The sequence below is a fragment of the Coleofasciculus chthonoplastes PCC 7420 genome (genome assembly GCF_000155555.1).
GTDB classification, from domain to species: Bacteria; Cyanobacteriota; Cyanobacteriia; order Cyanobacteriales; family Coleofasciculaceae; genus Coleofasciculus; species Coleofasciculus chthonoplastes_A.
Window position 1 is genome coordinate 2,163 of the sequence record NZ_DS989845.1, and the last position, 16,748, is coordinate 18,910.

16 protein-coding genes are annotated in these 16,748 nt (G+C 45.3%); 8 read left to right on the forward strand and 8 right to left on the reverse strand.

Translation table 11 applies throughout. The features are described 5' to 3' along the window. From MC7420_RS36640 to MC7420_RS41210, 6 genes are all read left to right on the forward strand, one after another. A partial coding sequence (locus MC7420_RS36640; protein ID WP_198016396.1) for a carbohydrate porin occupies positions 1-233 on the forward strand: 233 nt, incomplete at its 5' end. 153 nt (positions 234-386) lie between these two features. Further along, a complete protein-coding gene (locus tag MC7420_RS07550) occupies positions 387-824 on the forward strand; it encodes an RrF2 family transcriptional regulator (RefSeq protein WP_006099971.1) in 438 nt (145 codons plus the stop codon). 108 nt (positions 825-932) lie between these two features. Then, positions 933-1,637 carry a J domain-containing protein gene (locus MC7420_RS07555; protein ID WP_006099656.1) on the forward strand — a complete coding sequence of 235 codons (705 nt, stop codon included), beginning with the start codon at positions 933-935 and terminating at the stop codon, positions 1,635-1,637. Between the two features lie 140 nt (positions 1,638-1,777). Beyond that, on the forward strand, positions 1,778-2,650 hold the full coding sequence (locus MC7420_RS07560) for a 6-pyruvoyl trahydropterin synthase family protein (RefSeq protein ID WP_006099672.1): 873 nt from the start codon (positions 1,778-1,780) through the stop codon (positions 2,648-2,650). 414 nt (positions 2,651-3,064) lie between these two features. After that, positions 3,065-3,580, forward strand: a complete 516-nt coding sequence (locus MC7420_RS07565) for a CAAD domain-containing protein (protein ID WP_006099737.1) — start codon at positions 3,065-3,067, stop codon at positions 3,578-3,580. 104 nt (positions 3,581-3,684) lie between these two features. Next, positions 3,685-3,990 carry a hypothetical protein gene (locus MC7420_RS41210; RefSeq protein ID WP_232231671.1) on the forward strand — a complete coding sequence of 102 codons (306 nt, stop codon included), beginning with the start codon at positions 3,685-3,687 and terminating at the stop codon, positions 3,988-3,990. 73 nt (positions 3,991-4,063) lie between these two features. Here the strand turns inward: MC7420_RS41210 and MC7420_RS07575 are convergent, their stop codons facing one another. From MC7420_RS07575 to ruvC, 4 genes are all read right to left on the reverse strand, one after another. After that, complete coding sequence (locus MC7420_RS07575) at positions 4,064-4,477, reverse strand: DUF309 domain-containing protein (protein ID WP_006099906.1); 414 nt, start codon at positions 4,475-4,477, stop codon at positions 4,064-4,066. A 69-nt stretch (positions 4,478-4,546) separates the two neighbouring features. Continuing rightward, positions 4,547-4,912 carry a ferredoxin-thioredoxin reductase catalytic domain-containing protein gene (locus MC7420_RS07580; protein WP_006099813.1) on the reverse strand — a complete coding sequence of 122 codons (366 nt, stop codon included), beginning with the start codon at positions 4,910-4,912 and terminating at the stop codon, positions 4,547-4,549. A gap of 312 nt (positions 4,913-5,224) precedes the next feature. Beyond that, on the reverse strand, positions 5,225-6,391 hold the full coding sequence (locus MC7420_RS07585) for a DUF58 domain-containing protein (RefSeq protein WP_006099983.1): 1,167 nt from the start codon (positions 6,389-6,391) through the stop codon (positions 5,225-5,227). A gap of 62 nt (positions 6,392-6,453) precedes the next feature. Then, entirely contained in the window at positions 6,454-6,969 is a 516-nt protein-coding gene (gene ruvC / locus MC7420_RS07590) for a crossover junction endodeoxyribonuclease RuvC (RefSeq protein ID WP_006099867.1), read from the reverse strand. Between the two features lie 450 nt (positions 6,970-7,419). On the opposite strand from ruvC, the gene MC7420_RS07595 reads away from it, so the two are divergent. Together MC7420_RS07595 and MC7420_RS07600 are read left to right on the forward strand one after the other, a co-directional pair. Next, a complete protein-coding gene (locus MC7420_RS07595; RefSeq protein ID WP_044205791.1) occupies positions 7,420-8,790 on the forward strand; it encodes a gluconeogenesis factor YvcK family protein in 1,371 nt (456 codons plus the stop codon). 12 nt (positions 8,791-8,802) lie between these two features. Then, positions 8,803-9,267 (forward strand): bifunctional alanine racemase/tRNA (adenosine(37)-N6)-threonylcarbamoyltransferase complex ATPase subunit type 1 TsaE, encoded by a 465-nt coding sequence (locus tag MC7420_RS07600; protein ID WP_006099832.1) that lies wholly within the window; start codon positions 8,803-8,805, stop codon positions 9,265-9,267. 249 nt (positions 9,268-9,516) lie between these two features. Here MC7420_RS07600 and MC7420_RS07605 read toward each other — a convergent pair whose 3' ends face one another. From MC7420_RS07605 to MC7420_RS07620, 4 genes are all read right to left on the reverse strand, one after another. Continuing rightward, positions 9,517-10,455, reverse strand: a complete 939-nt coding sequence (locus MC7420_RS07605; RefSeq protein WP_006099660.1) for a ParA family protein — start codon at positions 10,453-10,455, stop codon at positions 9,517-9,519. Between the two features lie 413 nt (positions 10,456-10,868). Continuing rightward, the gene (locus tag MC7420_RS07610) at positions 10,869-11,732 is read right to left on the reverse strand and encodes a ParA family protein (protein WP_006099702.1); all 864 of its coding nucleotides are present in this window, start codon (positions 11,730-11,732) and stop codon (positions 10,869-10,871) included. A gap of 213 nt (positions 11,733-11,945) precedes the next feature. Then, positions 11,946-14,534 carry a DNA translocase FtsK gene (locus MC7420_RS07615; RefSeq protein WP_006099899.1) on the reverse strand — a complete coding sequence of 863 codons (2,589 nt, stop codon included), beginning with the start codon at positions 14,532-14,534 and terminating at the stop codon, positions 11,946-11,948. 195 nt (positions 14,535-14,729) lie between these two features. Next, complete coding sequence (locus tag MC7420_RS07620; protein WP_006099853.1) at positions 14,730-16,715, reverse strand: P-loop NTPase fold protein; 1,986 nt, start codon at positions 16,713-16,715, stop codon at positions 14,730-14,732. Between the last annotated feature and the right edge of the window lie 33 nt (positions 16,716-16,748).

Here is a 16,748-nt window from a genome sequence, read left to right on the forward strand (position 1 = left end):
GTTTTGGGATTTTTGGCGGTGTACAACCCTACGCCGGAAATATTGATGTTCCAAGCGGAGATTTCCGACGAGATAATGACAGTTTACCCTGGCACGTTGAAGCCTTCTACAAGTACCAACTCACGGATAATATCTCGTTTACTCCGGGTGTCATCTGGTTGATGAATCCCGACCAGGATAGTGATAATGAGGATGCGGTCATCGGTACACTCAGAACAACTTTCACGTTCTAAGTCAATTTTATGAACGGCAAAATTCGCCTGAAAATTGATTAATTTGATCACCCCGCCATTGAGCGGGGTTTTTCAGCTTGCCTAAGCTAAACCAACAAACCCCACCGGGAAACCGGAGTATACTAGGAATGATTGCCCTGACATGAATTAACTGTGGAACTCTCCTGTAAGACGGAATACACCCTACTGGCTCTCCTAGAACTCACGGGTCATTACAATCAGGGAGAACCCTTACAAATCCGACAGATTGCCGCGCAACAAAATATTCCCGATCGCTATTTAGAGCAACTTCTGGCAACCTTGAGACGTGGCAATTTAGTCCGTAGCCAACGGGGGGCTAAAGGGGGTTACATTCTGGCGCGGGAACCCTGGAGAATTACTCTATTGGATATAATGAATTGCCTAGATGGTTCAACCGCCACAACGTCTGGTAGCCAAACCAATGCGATAACTGAAGCCAGTGCTATCGTCCAAGAAACATGGCAAGAAGTCCGCGATCGCACTAATGATATCTTGCGAGACTATACACTGCAAGATTTATGGGAGAAACTGAATAACAGGCAACAGTTGAACATTATGTATTACATCTAATATTACGATGTCCCTGTTCCCTGTTTCCCGTTCCCTAACAAAGGACATAAAACGTAGCTTGCTTCTTTTTGGGAGTGAGTGTGACATAAGACGAATGACGAATGACAAATGACGAATGACAATCATTACCACACATTAGATATCCACCCGCAAGCAACAGTCCAAGAAATTAAGCAAGCCTACCGACGTTTAGCTAAACGCTTTCATCCCGATAGCCACACTGAAACCGCTAACTCGGAAAAAATTATCGAGATTAATGTGGCGTATGAAGTTCTCACCGATCCTCAGCGACGCCATTCTTACGATCAACAGCTTTTCTATCCCCAGTTTTCAGCCAAACGCCGCACTCGCCAACAACGCAACGAATCCGCGCAAAAACAGTATAAACGTCAACGGGCGCGATCGTACAATACTGACACTCACCTAGAAATCTGGTTGCAGCAAGTCTATAAACCAGTGAACCGATTGATTATTCCCATTCTCAAATCCCTAAACACTCAAATCAATCAACTCGCGGCTGATCCCTTTGATGACGAACTCATGGAAGACTTTCAAGCCTATCTAGAAAACTGTCGTCATGATCTCAATCAGGCTCAGATTACCTTTCGTTCCCAACCCAATCCCGCCCCTGTTGCTGGTGTGGCGGCGAACTTGTATTACTGTCTCAATCAGTTGGGAGATGGTATTGATGAGCTAGAACGGTTTACCTTCAATTACGACGAACATTACCTGCATACCGGTCAAGAACTCTTCAGAATCGCCACCAGCTTACGCCACGACGCTCAAGATGCCATTAAGCATCTAAATTATTAATTATAAATTCTATAATGAATGATTAACAAAAAACGAATTGCCAATGACAAAGGACGAATGACCAATTAACCAATATTCGTTTATTCTAGAAATAATGCTAATTTACAGAAATTTAAGATTCTGACTTGCCTCAAAAACGCATGAAATGCATCATTAACCGCCGAGCCCAGTTCTCTGCCAGTCATCGCTATTGGTTACCTGAACTGAGTGAAGCTCAAAACCAGCAGCAATTTGGTCGGGGTGCCCAGTTTCCTGGTCATGGACATAATTATGTCCTATTTGTTTCCCTTGAAGGTGACCTAGACGAATACGGTATGGTGCAAAACCTATCGCAAGTCAAAAAAGTGATCAAGCAAGAGGTCACCAGCCAATTGGACTATGCCTATCTGAATCATACTTGGCTAGACTTCCAGGAAACCCTACCTACGACCGAAAACATTGCGCGTGTCATCTGGCAAAAGCTAGCACCTTATTTGCCGCTTGTCAAGATACAGCTATTTGAACATCCAGAACTTTGGGCTGATTATTTAGGAAACGGAATGGAAGCATATCTCACCATATCGACCCACTTTAGCGCCGCTCATCGGCTGGCTCATCCCCAACTCAGTTATGACCAAAACTGTGAAATCTACGGCAAATGCGCTCGTCCCAATGGTCATGGACACAATTATCATTTAGAGGTAACCGTAAAAGGGGAAATTGACCCACGTACTGGGATGATTGTCGATTTGGGAGCCTTGCAGAAGGTAATCGATGATTATGTCGTCGAACCCTTTGACCATACCTTCCTGAACAAAGACATCCCTTACTTTGACCAGGTTGTGCCGACGGCAGAAAATATTGCCATCTATATTCGGCAATTACTCCAGTCACCGATTCAAAAATTAGGAGCGAAACTGCATAAAGTTAAACTCATTGAAAGTCCCAATAACTCCTGTGAAGTCTATTGTACAGGTGACACATCATCGGTAGAACCGGACGCGATCGCATCTCCTGTTCTAACATTTGTTTAGGGGAGAGTACCCCATCTACTCTATGATGATGTTGGTCTAGTAGTCAGCGCTCAAACCCCTGCCCCTGCCTTCCATAGTCGTTAAGAGTATAGATCCCCGGCTTTTTAGAGAAGTCGGGGATCTGGGTGCTGTTTGGCTTCCGGATGCTTCTTTCTCATTCACGTAACGAGTGAATAGAAGAGGGGAACATTGACATTCTCCCACCGTTAAATCAAAGATTGTAGCGGGATCATTCTCGCTGATTGAGGTAAATGAGCCAGGTATGGCAGAGTTTGAGTATCAGTTTTTTGCTTTCACCGAAGTCATGAGAAAAACTTTTGGTAAGATAGGCGAAAGCTTAATATTCTGCCTATTATACCCATCCTGCTCAGACAAACGATAAAATGTCCTACTTGAGGTCACAGTAGAGGAACTATGGAACCGAATCCACAAAAATCTGAATATACTGAGGGTAATCCCCCAGAGGTCAAGACGGCTCAAGCCGACGCTACAAAAAGCCCAGAGTCTAAAGTAGATGTCAATGTTGACCAACCTGGGACAGTTGCCCAACTCCCGCCTAATAATCAAGCCAAGCTTCCCGCTGCGGGTCAAACCACGGATCAAGCTTGGCAGGAATGGGTACAGCCTGTGTTTGACTTCCTGTCCAAACTTCCGGCGATAATCAGTGCATTTTATTACGAGTACCAACAAGCCATCATTTTGATTGGGCTAGTGATAGCCGGCTTCATCACCGTGTATGTCACCCTAGCTGTACTGGATGCCATTAACGACATTCCCTTATTAGCCCCAATTTTTGAACTTGTTGGGATTGGTTACACAATCTGGTTTATTGCCCGTTATCTTTGGAAAGCTGAAAGTCGCCAAGAATTGGCTCAAGAGTTTGATTCTCTTAAAGGGCAATTGCTTGGCAAAGACTCGACTCAGAGTTAAGTTAATCTCTATCCCTACCTGAATCTCGGATTTGGGTGGGGATAATTCTAAAAAACCAGTCCTGGGACTTATGAATAAGGGCGGGTTTTGTTGTTCTGTTATTGGTGAGGAGGGCGGGTTTTGTTGTTCTGTTATTGGTGAGGAGGGCGGGTTTTGTTGTTCCGTTATTGGTGAGGAGGGCGGGTTTTGTTGTTCCGTTATTGGTGAGGAGGGCGGGTTTTGTTGTTCCGTTATTGGTGAGGAGGGCGGGTTTTGTTGTTCCGTTATTGGTGAGGAGGGCGGGTTTTGTTGTTCCGTTATTGGTGAGGAGGGCGGGTTTTGTTGTTCCGTTATTGGTGAGGAGGGCGGGTTTTGTTGTTCCGTTATTGGTGAGGAGGGCGGGTTTTGTTGTTCCGTTATTTCAGCAATAGCTGACTTTAGTCCCTAAACCCGCCCCTACAGTCCCTAAACCCGCCCCTATAGTCCTTAAACCCGCCCCTACAATTAACTTAAATTAACTCGAATAATTTTAGGTAAACGAACAATTTCTGACGCCCCCTCCTGACTGAGTTGATTTGCTGTTAATGATTTTACTAAATCAGCAATGCCTTCTGCTCCGATTTTTTGCAGGGTTTGCAAAAGCTGATAACTATGGCTAATTAACTCTGTAACCTGAATTTCCTCATAAATAGGTTGGTAGTCACCTAAGCGTCTAATTCCCTCCCCAAGCAAAATGACAGCGCCACGCCAGTTAAGATTATTGAGATGGTAGCAAGCTACCGAAATTTGTAATATACCTTGATAAAACTGTTTGTTTGGTTCGGCAGCCTCCATCCACAATGCCTCTAAGGTGTCATGACAGGCATAAAATTCCTGTTGATTAAATTGCTCGACACCTTGCCAAAATTGCTCAGTCATAGGTGATTAATTCCAGAGTATGAGTCATTGGTCATTTAGAGTTGAAAATGACCAATGACTTAAAGACAATTAAGCCATGCTATCTCGAACGGATTGAAGCTCCTCGATGGTAATTTCCTGCTGTTCTCCAGAAAATTCGTTGTCTGGTGTCAAAAACAACATACAGTGGCATTCTTTGCGCTCACGCATGGGGATGCAAGGACAATTCCAGTAGGTGGCTTTCACCTCCGCTTCTTTGTCTTCGTAATGACGGCATGGACATAGGGGTGAACCTAAATCATCTTTGTGTTTCGCTAATCCTTCGATGACGACAGCCGTTACCGACGGGTCAGCACAAAAGTAGGTGTCCGTTCGTTTAGCATAGGTTTCGGCGAAATTCTTCATCGCCGCCAGTGTTTTCTCATTGGAAAGATTTGTGCTTTCTGATGTACTCATAAGTAAGATTCGCTAGATACCTTATTCCTTAGTGTGGTTGTTCACTTTTCTTTGCATTTTAACGCAAGCCTTCTAAGTAGGGCTTGCTGCATAACCCAAAAACCTTGAGCCATCAATGCTTTGAGCAGTAGAGAAGGTTGTTCATCTTCAAGGAAATGTGAGACTATCTATCAAAACTATGGCGATAGAATCACCGAAAATGTACCCCTGCTCTCCCCCTGCGTCCCCCGCTTCCCCCGCTCTTCCTGCTTTTTACCTTAAGTTGACACCAAGGGTACTGCTCACCCGCCTCATCTGAGGGTGCCATTCCGGTTAAATCCGGCTAAGGGACTGTTGTAGCTGACGTTGTAAGGGTTCCTCTTTATCAATAATTTGACCCGCGCAATTGGTCAGTCCTGAGGTGTGCCGTTCAGGTTGGGCTACTGTGGATGGTGACCAAAATAACCAACGACTACCCGGCGGAAGGGAATTGAGACTGGCGGATTGTTGGGTGAGCCAAATTAAGGGAAGATGGGGAGGATCGCCAGCGTCTGCATCTTCTCCCGGTTGGGTCGCAGCTAGGGCTTCTAAGACAACTTGATTTCCGTGTAATAATCCGGTTCTAGCTGTCCAGAGTCTAGCGTCAAGCTGACGAGAACAGGCATAGAAATAGAGGGAGGCGGCGGCAATCACGGCTGATTCAAAATCCTCGGATTGCCAACTTACCGCACTATCAAGGCAAATTACAATTTCTTGAGACCCCGTAAAGACTTCTAACTCCCGTACCATCAATTCTCCATACCGGGCGCTGGTACGCCAATGAATCAGACGAGTTGGATCACCTACGCGGTAAGGTCGTAGCGATCGCGTCAGGTCTTCTGTGGCGGATTGAGAACGGCGATCGCTTAACAGTTGTAGACTATCATCTGTGCCAATTTCGTCAACGATTGGACAACTGGTTAAGGGTAATACCGTAGGATACACAATTGCTGTGGCTGGCGCATGGCGGCTACGACGACACCAAAATAATCCTAAGGGGTTTCCAGTTCTTAGTTGGATTTCATGCCAGTGGTAGACGCCCCGCTTAGTGGTGGAATGGAAATAAACCCAGTGATAGACCCCCCTCGGCGCAATCGTTTCGATCGCGGTTTGCACGGGTTTTCCCAGTTCCGATTGGAGAATGTCCTGAACTTGTAATAACGTTTTGGGTTTAGGGGTAGGATTTTCAATATCGATTTCAATGGTGAGTTCATCACCCGCACTAACTGGAAAGATAGGACGGCGGTGGACTTGAAGATGACGTAGCGATCGCGGCGGTAAGATAACCGCTAACCCCAATAGCGCAAACGTTATACCACTGATGACATACAGCCACCCTGACATAGTATTGGTCGCCGCGCCAAAGAAACAAATCGCAATACCCGCTAATATCCATCCAGCATAAGCAGGAGTGACCCAATGGGTTTCTAACCAATCCGTGATTCGAGTGATGATGCCCATTTGACACACTCCTTACACCGCTTAGGCTTTTATCTTCTCACATTAAATCAAACAATAGATTATTACTGCTGGTGAAACCATGCCGTTAACGCCACCGCCAAAGCATCGGCTGCATCATCTGGCTTAGGTATACTCTCTAAATTTAACTCTCGCGCCACCGCTTGCTGTACCTCGTGCTTGTCTGCATTCCCATAACCTGTCAACGCTTGCTTCACCTGTCCAGGTGTAAACTCTACCATTGGCACCTGATGCTGGGCTAACACCAAGGTGACAACCCCCCGTGCCTGAGCCACGGTAATTGTATTACCCATCCGGTAAAAAAACAGCTTCTCTACGGCAACTAGATCCGGTTGGCACTGCTCCAGGATAGTATGTAAATCTTCGTAAATTGTACAGAGTCGCTTTCCCAGTTCCGTCCGCGCTGGCGTCTGAATGACACCAAAATCCAATAACTGTACAGATTCAGATGTCGATTTTCCCCGAACCTTGGTCATTGGTTTAACTTCAGCTTGGCAGATAATTGCCCCAAAGCCTAAAATCGCTAACCCTGGGTCTAGTCCTAAAATTCGCTTTCCCATCGACCTTGCTGTCTCCTAGAACACCAGTCTAGTGCATGATGGCAAACGTGTCTGAACTCAAAACTCATACCAAGTTGCGTTCTAACGTGTCATTCTGAGCCTAGCGTTGGGTCAAAACGTCCTCATTCAGGCAGATGCCATGAACAGTAAGACCTGCATTCAAGGGATGATTGTGTAGCTCGTGTTACAGTTTTGAGGAATTATAGCATCGACTTCGATGACACCGACTGGTGTTCTAGTCGTTGTGATTATTGACGTTCTCCGTTGGATTAATCAGTCGTCCCGGTATAATTTCCAAAATGTATCCTGACCAACCCATCCTCCCAGCTAATAAAAGAATATGGCACAGTTGACAGCAGACAATCCTACACCTCCCGTCAAGGACTTGAGCAATTGCCCTGCTCTTAGCTAAAGTCTATCCAGTTTTGTTCTCCGTTTCTGGTATCAGCAATGTCCTCAATTAGTCTCCTCAAACGCGCTCTACGAACCCTGCATAACGAGTCAAGAGGTAGGACGCCCCGACAAGTGAATCGGTGGTTTAAGTGGTTAGCCCCTGGACTATTCGTCAAACGCTGGTTGCTTCTCAGTGCCATAGGTGTACTACTAACGAGTCTGGGGGTAGCGATTTGGGCAAAGCTGACCCCCATTTTTTACTTAATCCAACTCACGTCCACCATTCTGGAAACCATCACCACAGTTATTCCCAACTATGTATCCGGACCGATCGCGATTATTTGTGGTCTGATGTTTATCTTCTGGGGACAAACCCGGACGGTGGGTTCGATTACTGAGGCACTAAAACCCGGAGGCGATGAAGAACTGGTAGATGTGCTGATCGCCCATCGTCGCCTGTATCGTGGTCCGAAAATTGTCGTCGTGGGCGGCGGTACGGGGTTGTCTACCTTACTCCGAGGACTGAAAATTTACAGCGCCCATATCACTGCCATTGTCACCGTAGCCGATGATGGCGGTTCCTCTGGGCGGCTGCGGCAAGAATTTGGGGTTCTGCCTCCGGGAGATATTCGCAACTGTTTGGCAGCTTTAGCAGACCAAGAAAAACTATTAACCGAACTGTTTCAATACCGTTTCTCAGCGGGGAATGGTCTAGTGGGTCACAGTTTTGGTAATTTATTTTTGACGGCAATGAGCGAGATTACGGGGGACTTAGAACGGGCAATTGCCGCCAGTTCTGAAGTTTTAGCGGTGCGAGGACGAGTTCTTCCGGCGACATTGAGTGATGTCTGTCTCTGGGCAGAATTAGAAGATGGGCGTCGGATTGAAGGCGAATCGAATATTACGGCTGCCAATGGTAAAATCGTCAAGATGGGTTGCACGCCAGAAAATCCTCCAGCTCTTCCCGCTGTTCTCAAAACGATTCACGAAGCCGATTACATTATTATTGGTCCGGGTAGTCTGTATACCAGCATCCTGCCGAATTTGTTAGTGCCAGAAATTACGGATGCGATCGCGGCAAGTACTGCTCCCCGAATCTATGTGTGTAATATCATGACTCAACCGGGTGAAACGGACGGATATACGGTTGCTGATCATATTCGCGCCCTGGACAATGGTTGTGGTCACTCTTTGTTTGATGCGGTTTTGGTGCATCGAAAAGTGCCTTCTGCTGAAGCCTTGATTAAGTATGCCCAAGTCAATTCCCACCCTGTTTTTCTGGATCGCGAAGCAACCGAGGAGTTAGGACGCCGCATTGTTTTAGCGAATGTCATGGATGAAGATGAGCACACGAATCTAGTCCGCCATAATCCGGAAAAGTTAGCACGGGTGTTACTACGCTGGTACAGTCGCGCTCATCTGATGTAAAAGGGGTAAGGAATGACTAAATTCCGTCTAACCGATGCACAAGCCACGCGATCGCTAGGTGTTCGTCTGGGGGAATCTTTGCCCCCAGGTACTGTGATTCTGCTAGAGGGGGATTTAGGTGCGGGTAAAACCACACTGGTGCAGGGAATTGGTGCAGGCTTGGGAATCACCGACGCGATCGTCAGTCCCACGTTTACTCTGATTAACGAATATCCCGAAGGACGCATTCCCCTCTATCATCTAGATTTGTACCGCCTAGAACCGGAAGCCGTAGCCGCGTTAGACCTAGAAAGCTATTGGGAAGGCGTGGAAATGCCCCTAGGAATCGTCGCGATCGAGTGGGCGGATCGATTACCCTATTTACCAGAATCTTATCTGCATTTGAATTTAACCTATTTAAGCGAAGGTGGACGTCAAGCCCAACTCATTTCTGTCTCAACGGGGAAATCTGAGGCGGCGATGGAACTGCCTCTATAAGGATAAGTAGTCGGACTTTCATTAAAGTTGACGGTTGAGATGGGGGAACAGGGAATAGGGAACAGGGAACAGTAAAGATTTGAGGCTTGTTAACATTTCTTAGTACAGCGGACAAATGATAAGCTATTCGGCATTTAAACCTTAATATCAATAATGGCGTAATCCTTGTAGTGCGTTTAGCGAAGCCATGCCGCAGGCTTTGCATCTTGCTCGCTACTAATACCCAATTTAAATGCATGACAGCTTAAATCACTCCAAATTCGCCAAATTCATTTTACTAGAGCCATTTTTAAACTCATTCTGATAGGCATTTATTTTCTCGACAAATTCTTCGGTCAACCGCATAAACGCTTTTGCCCCTGAAGAATTGGGAGAAGCGATAACCGCCGGCATAAAACTATCAACAGCCTTAGCCACATTCACATCCATCGGAATGCGATTCTTAAACAATTGCGTCGGAACAAAATCTTCGGTTACCCGATTCATCACCTGCTTGTAATATCGACCCAGCAATCCTCCGGATAAAATAAAGACAATGCCTAATAACTGTAGGTCGAGAGACGTGCCAGACTTATGGCTCTCCTTCAATTTGGCAATCCGCCGTTCTAAGAGTTGAATTCCCACAACCGATAACGGTTCAGGGCGAGCCGGAAGTAAATAAAAATCACTGGCAACAATACCGCTACGGGTTAACAGATTATAGCCAGGAGCGCAATCTAAGATAATAAAATCATAGTTATCTATCACAGGTTCTAAAATACTTTTAATCAACAGCCGCTCAAACCGATTCCACACCTGATTAAAATTGGGAGTCTCTTCGCGACTGGCTTCTTGATGCAGCATCTCGGAGACTAAATACTCATCATACAGATCAATATCTCCGGGCAATAAATCCAGACCTTTTACCGAACAAACGTAAGATTTAATAACATCCTGAATCGTCAGTTTGGCGTGGCGATTGGGACGAATTGCCTTATCAATTAACTGATTCAGCGTGCGTCTCGCTTTTCTGGCTTTAGCAAAATCTTGAGGGGCGATTAAGCTGAGTGTAGCGCTGATTTGGGTATCTAAATCAACCACTAAAACCCGTTTTTGATGCTGTTTCGCCAAGCAAGTTGCCAAGTTGACGGTTAGCGTCGTCTTTCCAACGCCGCCTTTCATGTTAACTGTGGCAATGACAAATCCCATGATAAAATCCTCTTGGAGAAACGTTACCCAGTTAGGTATCAGCCAGCCTAGATTATCAACGCCGTATTGCGTCTGAAATTTCCCTAGCTTTAGGCAACAGTCTACTATGGTAAGCGATTTTACCCATCAAGTGAATAAGTTTCTGTAGGGGCGGGTTTCACAATTATCATTTCTTTCCCCACCCATAAGTAACTAAACCCGCCCCGCCCCTAGGGTAAAATTGTCACATGGTATGTCTTTACTCCCTGTTTTCACCAGAAGGGCGGGTTTAGTCAAGTTATGGGTTTGTACCAAAATGTTATCGGTAAAACCCGCCCCTACAACCCTGCGTCTCTATCCCTTACAGTTATCACCATCTCCACCATCTCTCCCAGCTTCCCGACTCACTGACGCAGGCTAAGCACTGACGCAGGTTAAGCAATTCGCTGGAGAAATTCTTTGGTTAACTCGGTAAACGCTTTAGCACCCGTGGAAGCGGGTTCAGTGAGAACCACGGGTTGAAACTCATCAACGGCTTTAGCGATGGCGACATTGGTGGGGATTTCGGTGATAAAGACTTTATCGTCACCAAAATCAGAACGGACTCGCTTCTTGACTTTTGCCGCCATCGTCGTTGCATGACCCAGGGAAGAAAAGACAATACCCAGTAAATTGAGTGTAGCGCGATCGCTCTGCTTGAGTCTCCGGATACGACCTTCCAAAATCCCCATCCCCACAACCGATAGGGGTTCAGGCTTGGCGGGAATCAGATAAAAGTCACTGGCAATCATACCACTGCGCGTCAGCAAATTATCTCCTGGCGGAAAATCCAGCAAAATCCAGTCATAATTGGGGACAATCGGTTTAATTATCCGCTTCACTAACACATTTTCCAGATGATTCCAGCCTTTTTCAAAGTCTTGCTGATGGCTATTGGCTTGTCTATAAATCTGGGTTGCTAATAAGAAATCGTTGTACAGTTCAATATTTCCGGGAATCAAGTCCAATCCATTCACCTGACAAATGTTGGGGACAATCACATCCTCAACAGTAGGGGCAGATAACGAATTAGATTGAAGGGCTTGATTGACTAATTGTTGTAGCGTGCGCTTTTGTTTACGGCATTTCGTAAACTGTACCGGAGGGATAAGGCTGAGAGTCGCATTAATCTGGGTATCGAGATCAACGATTAAGACTCGCATCCCATGTTCTTTAGCTAGACTTGTCCCCAAGTTAACGGTGAGTGTGGTTTTGCCCACACCTCCTTTCATATTGACGATTGAAATAACGTGTCCCATTCATGGTTGTTTTGACGATGCTTATATCATACTCTGATCTGCCTTATACGGTGGAGAGGGAGGGCGTTAGTCAGGGCGAGTTTAGTCACTTATGGGTCAAAAATAAACGATAATGGTAAAACCCGCCCCTACACAAAACTATCGCACTCCCTCTGCGTACCTCTGCGTTAAAACCTCTGCGTACCTCTGCGTTGAAAAAATATCCTTCCCACTTTACAATTCAATCCTTCGAGCAAATAAACTCTGCAACCGCTGCAAATTTGCCCCAACTTTATAAAGTAAATCTCCTTTCCCCAAAAGATAAGCCGCTTCCGATTGTCTCCCGCCTAAAATAATCTCAGAATCCGCTTCACTAGCTGTCCGCAACGCCACTCTTCCTGGTAAATTTGACCGAATAATCGGTGTAACCACCCTCGCCTCTGGACGTTGAGTAGCAATAATTAAATGGATACCCGCCGCTCTCGCCTTTGAACCCAACCGTGTGATACTCAATTCTAAAGCATTGCGGATATCTTTTTCGGTCATAAAGTCAGCATATTCGTCAAAGATGCAGACTAGACGGGGTAAAGGTGGGTTGTTCTGTTGATTATAAGCATCAAGGTGAGAACATCCCGCTAGCTCAAATCGCTGATAACGCCGTTCCATTTCCGCGACTAAATTTTCCATCAACGCGATCGCATCTTCGCTATCCTTGACGATAGGAGAGTATAACCAGGGGATTTGCTCGAATTCGGGAAAGGTGACACGCTTAGGATCAACCAGGGCGATTTTAAGCTGCTGAGGGGAATGGCGATAGAGTAAGGATAACAGGAGCGATCGCAAAAATTCACTTTTCCCGCTTCCGGTGGTTCCCCCAACCAGAAAGTGACAGGTATTCGCATCGGATAAGTCGGCTTCTACCAGTTTCCCCTCTAAATCCACACCAATGGCAATTTTTACCGGAGCCTGAGTCGATGTCCGGGATGTGATATAATCCTCTAGCCGCGCCACTTGTCGATCTGGACGAGGTAAATCAACACTGACATAGCCAGGTTGAGGCGCAATCAGGGGGGGATTGGTAATCCCTAATTGTACCTGTAAATCAGCCGATAATTTCAGCAGAGCGCTAATCTTTACCCCCAGACTGGGTTTCAGTTTCACCCGGATAAACGCTGGACCAACGGCTGTTCCCACACAAGTCACGTCTATCTTAAAGGATTGTAACGTCTCGATTAACTGTTGCGCGATCGCATCATTGTTCGTAGTAAGCGCTTTAGCGCCATCAGTCTTTGTCGTAGACACTTCAGCGCCATCAGAAGTCCCCTCCTCTTCCCCTTTCCTGGGCTGTGTATCTGTACTCGTGACTTCAAAGTAGGTTTGACAGGTTTCCTGTTGAGGACAGATATCACACAAGTGAGTATTCGACGTGAGCGGTGGCGGATTTGAATGAGTCTGTTGCCAACTCACCCAGTCCTGCATTTGCTGTAACTTATGGGGAATCAACTCATGGACAGCTATTTCCAACTGTTCCCAAGAATAAGCATACTCCTTAAATTCTGGGAGAACACAATACACCGCTGAATCAACCACCACTCCTTTCGTTTTATTGAGCATATAACCATAGAGTCCCACTTGAGCCAACTGCGCTGATGGGTCAACGGGTTCGTAGGTCTTATAATCAATTAAACAGAGACGATTGCGTTCAAAATTAAACACTAAACTATCAAATCGCCCTGTCACCTCCTGGGATGTACCATTAGGTAGATTAAAGTAATAACTAAGCTTATTTTCTTCTAAAATAAAGGTTTGATGAATAACCATTTGATGCAAACAATAGCGGCGATTTACCACTAATAATTCGACCCAACGCTGAATTAGAGCGGTTAAGCCTTGCCACAGCTTTGGCAATACCGTCGCCATTTCGGGATGGGATTCGATGTAGGGAAAAAATACCTGTTGATAAAATATTTCCTGCATTCCCATGGCGACAGCTTCGCGATTTAATTGCTCAGCGGACGGTTCTAATAAGTCGGAAACGTGGGAATTTGCTTGAGCGAGTTTGATAAATTGTTCGGCTAAGGTGTGAAACGCTGTACCAATTCCGATAGATTGACCGGGTGGAATAAATAAAGTGTTCCCATCAAAATGTTGTTTTAAATAGAATAAACGTGGACATTCAAACGCCACGCGCACTTTAGTTGCACTGAAGGGAGGATGTTCGGCTGTTTCGGGTTGTGGCTTGGGTGTGATCACGACTGGGGGTGGAGTAGGGGGCTGTGTTAATTGTAATAAATGGCGATGGACATGAGCTAAATAAACTGTGTCCATTTTGGCATAGTGTAGTTGTTTGGGGGTGAGGGGGCGCTGTCCCCAATCACTGCTTTGTTCGGTTTTATCAACGTTGGTGAAGTGACAGAGTTCAACCGCGAGGGTTTTGAGTTGTTTATTGGAGACTTGCAGGGGAGTTTTGCGGGACTTTTTAGTCAGTTTACGGACGAGTTTGAAGGTACAGGTGACATTTTGGGCTTGGTGTTTCCCACCGAGAAATTTTAGATCAAAGCTGGCGTTGTGAAAGACTTTCTCGATGTTGGGGTTAACCATAATCTGAGCGACGAAATCCCTGACGATATCGGGGTTATCGAGGACATCGAAGATATAGGCGCGATCGCCGGTTCTGTCTGTGGGATCTGCTAATATTTGAATCAGGGAGAGTCTGGGGTTTGATGTTTGCCAGTCGGCGACTTCTGTGTCTAGCCAGAGAGTTGGATAGGTGGCGAGTTGGGATATAATTTGGCGGATTTCATTGGGGGTGGTGAGGTACATGGGATAATTTTTTTAACGTAGAAGTTTGTAGTTGCGCTTTAGCGCCATACAATCTGAGGTACATGGGATGATTTTTTTTAAACGCAGAGTAACGCAGAGGTAGGCGCAGAGGGCGCAGAGGGTTTAGTGAGGTTTAGTGTTGCTTGTTTTGGGTTATAAATAGTCATGTTGCTGACGACGAGTTTTGAGTTAGTGTTATTTGGGTTGGGGGGATGTGTTATTTTTGGTCTGGGGTTTCCAGCAGACGGATTGATCTTGGGGTTTGGCGTCAGGGGGGATGAGGGTGATTTGGTTTTCTTGACAGAGTGTCTGAATTTGCTGATTGATTTGGGATTCATCGATATGGGAGAAGTCTTGCATGGTTAAATCAACGAGTTTTTGCCGTCCAATCATGAATTGGGTTTTGACGAGGTTTAAGAGGAAGTCTTTGATTTTTATTAAATCGGGTTCAGGCTTAATAATGGGTTTAGATACAATTCCTATGTCTTGTAACAATGGACAATTCTGTAAAACGTGAGAGTCTCGAATCAATTTTTCTAACGTAGGGAGATCGAGGGTTTGTTGGTGAATGACTAATTCCCCAGCACCGGCGGAGTTGACTAAAAGCTGATAGGTTCTCAGATAATGGATAGAGTCGAGATGGGGGGTAAGATGACGATGCGGTGAGCCGTTGAAGAGTTTTTTGAATAGTTTATATCCTTTATTCTTGGCTTGACCCAGTTTTTCGGCTCGAACCAGAATCAGAGTATCACAACAGTTTTTTTCCAGGTCTTTTTCGCAGGCGTTCATCGCTGCATTGAAGCTTGTCATGTTGGGTTCTTCGTTCCAGAAAATTCCTAGTCGTTCAGTTTTATCGGGATGCTGATAACTGAAGGAATAACTACTATACTTAGCATGATTTAAAAGATGAGGGTCAGTGTTGATCTGCAAGGCGTTCATTGCCTGTTGCAACATTTGTGTCAGATCAACCGATGAAAATTGACGAATTCGCTCGACTTTTTGTTGGGTTTTGTGGAATTCTTTAAGCCAAATTAATTTAAAAGTGGCAACGGCATCTTCTATTGGTGGTTTATGACCTAATTTATGTTCAATAAATAATTCTCCGCCAAGTCCTAATACATTTCGCAAATTGGCTCTACCCCCAGGAAATTTTTGCTCCAATGCTTGTTTCTGGAGAGGATAAAGGGGAGAGTCGGGTTTAGGAGTCGCTTGATCATGCAGGGAATAGAGTCGGGTTATCCAGAGGGCTTCAGCTTGTTCAAGGTTTATTGATTTTAGACGAACTTGTTTTTCAATTCCGGCTAAATCGGATTGTTCGAGACGTTCTTTACTCACCTTCCATTGATTCGTTACAATGCTGATAATAACCAGAATATTTTTAAGATATTGATTGTGGAACGTTCTATTAAGATTAAATAAAGATTGTAAGTTGGGAATTCCATCAGCAAACTTCGGTGTCATTTCCGCTTGATCGAAGCAGAGAACAATGGGTTTTGTCGATGCTGAAATTCTGCCAAAGTTGCCGATTATTCCCCGCGCGGCTTCTTCATTATCGATAGGCTGATTAACCCCTAATGCATTGAGGTCATCTCGATCTAAATTTTCTCCTCGCAACCAGTCACAAGCCAAAAAATATAAATCCTGATTCGTGAGACCATACAATACACCAAAGAAATCTCTTGCCTGATAAATACCCGAGGGATAAGTGCTTCTAAAATTGCGAATAAAAAGTCCTCGTTCCCCCAGGATTCTCCTCATCATGCTGCGATCTTTAAACGCTGATAGTCCTTTCAACCAAAGAATTAACTGAGAACTTTTTTGTCCTTCCGGCTTTTGCATCAGACTATCTACCATTTGGCGCAACGTATGTCGCCAAATATGCTGATTATCTGCCCAGGGATCGATATAGATAAAAAAAGCGTAAGGGTTAAGCTTTTGCTTAAGACGTCCTAATAAATAACTTTTCCCTGAACCCGAGTCTCCATCCAGTAATATCGTCCGTGTCCGCTGATCTCTGGCGACTAATCGGAGAACCTCAGTCACCTGAGTAATTGCTTCTTGGTGAATTGAATCAACTGTGGCGGCGACTTGTTGATCTTCTCGCCAAAAGTTTCCAGTTTTAAAGGTTACGGGATCAAAAGGGTTGACTTCTTGTTTTATAATTTCATCAATAGTTGCCATGATTATCCCTAGAAGTGATTACAAACAGAATTG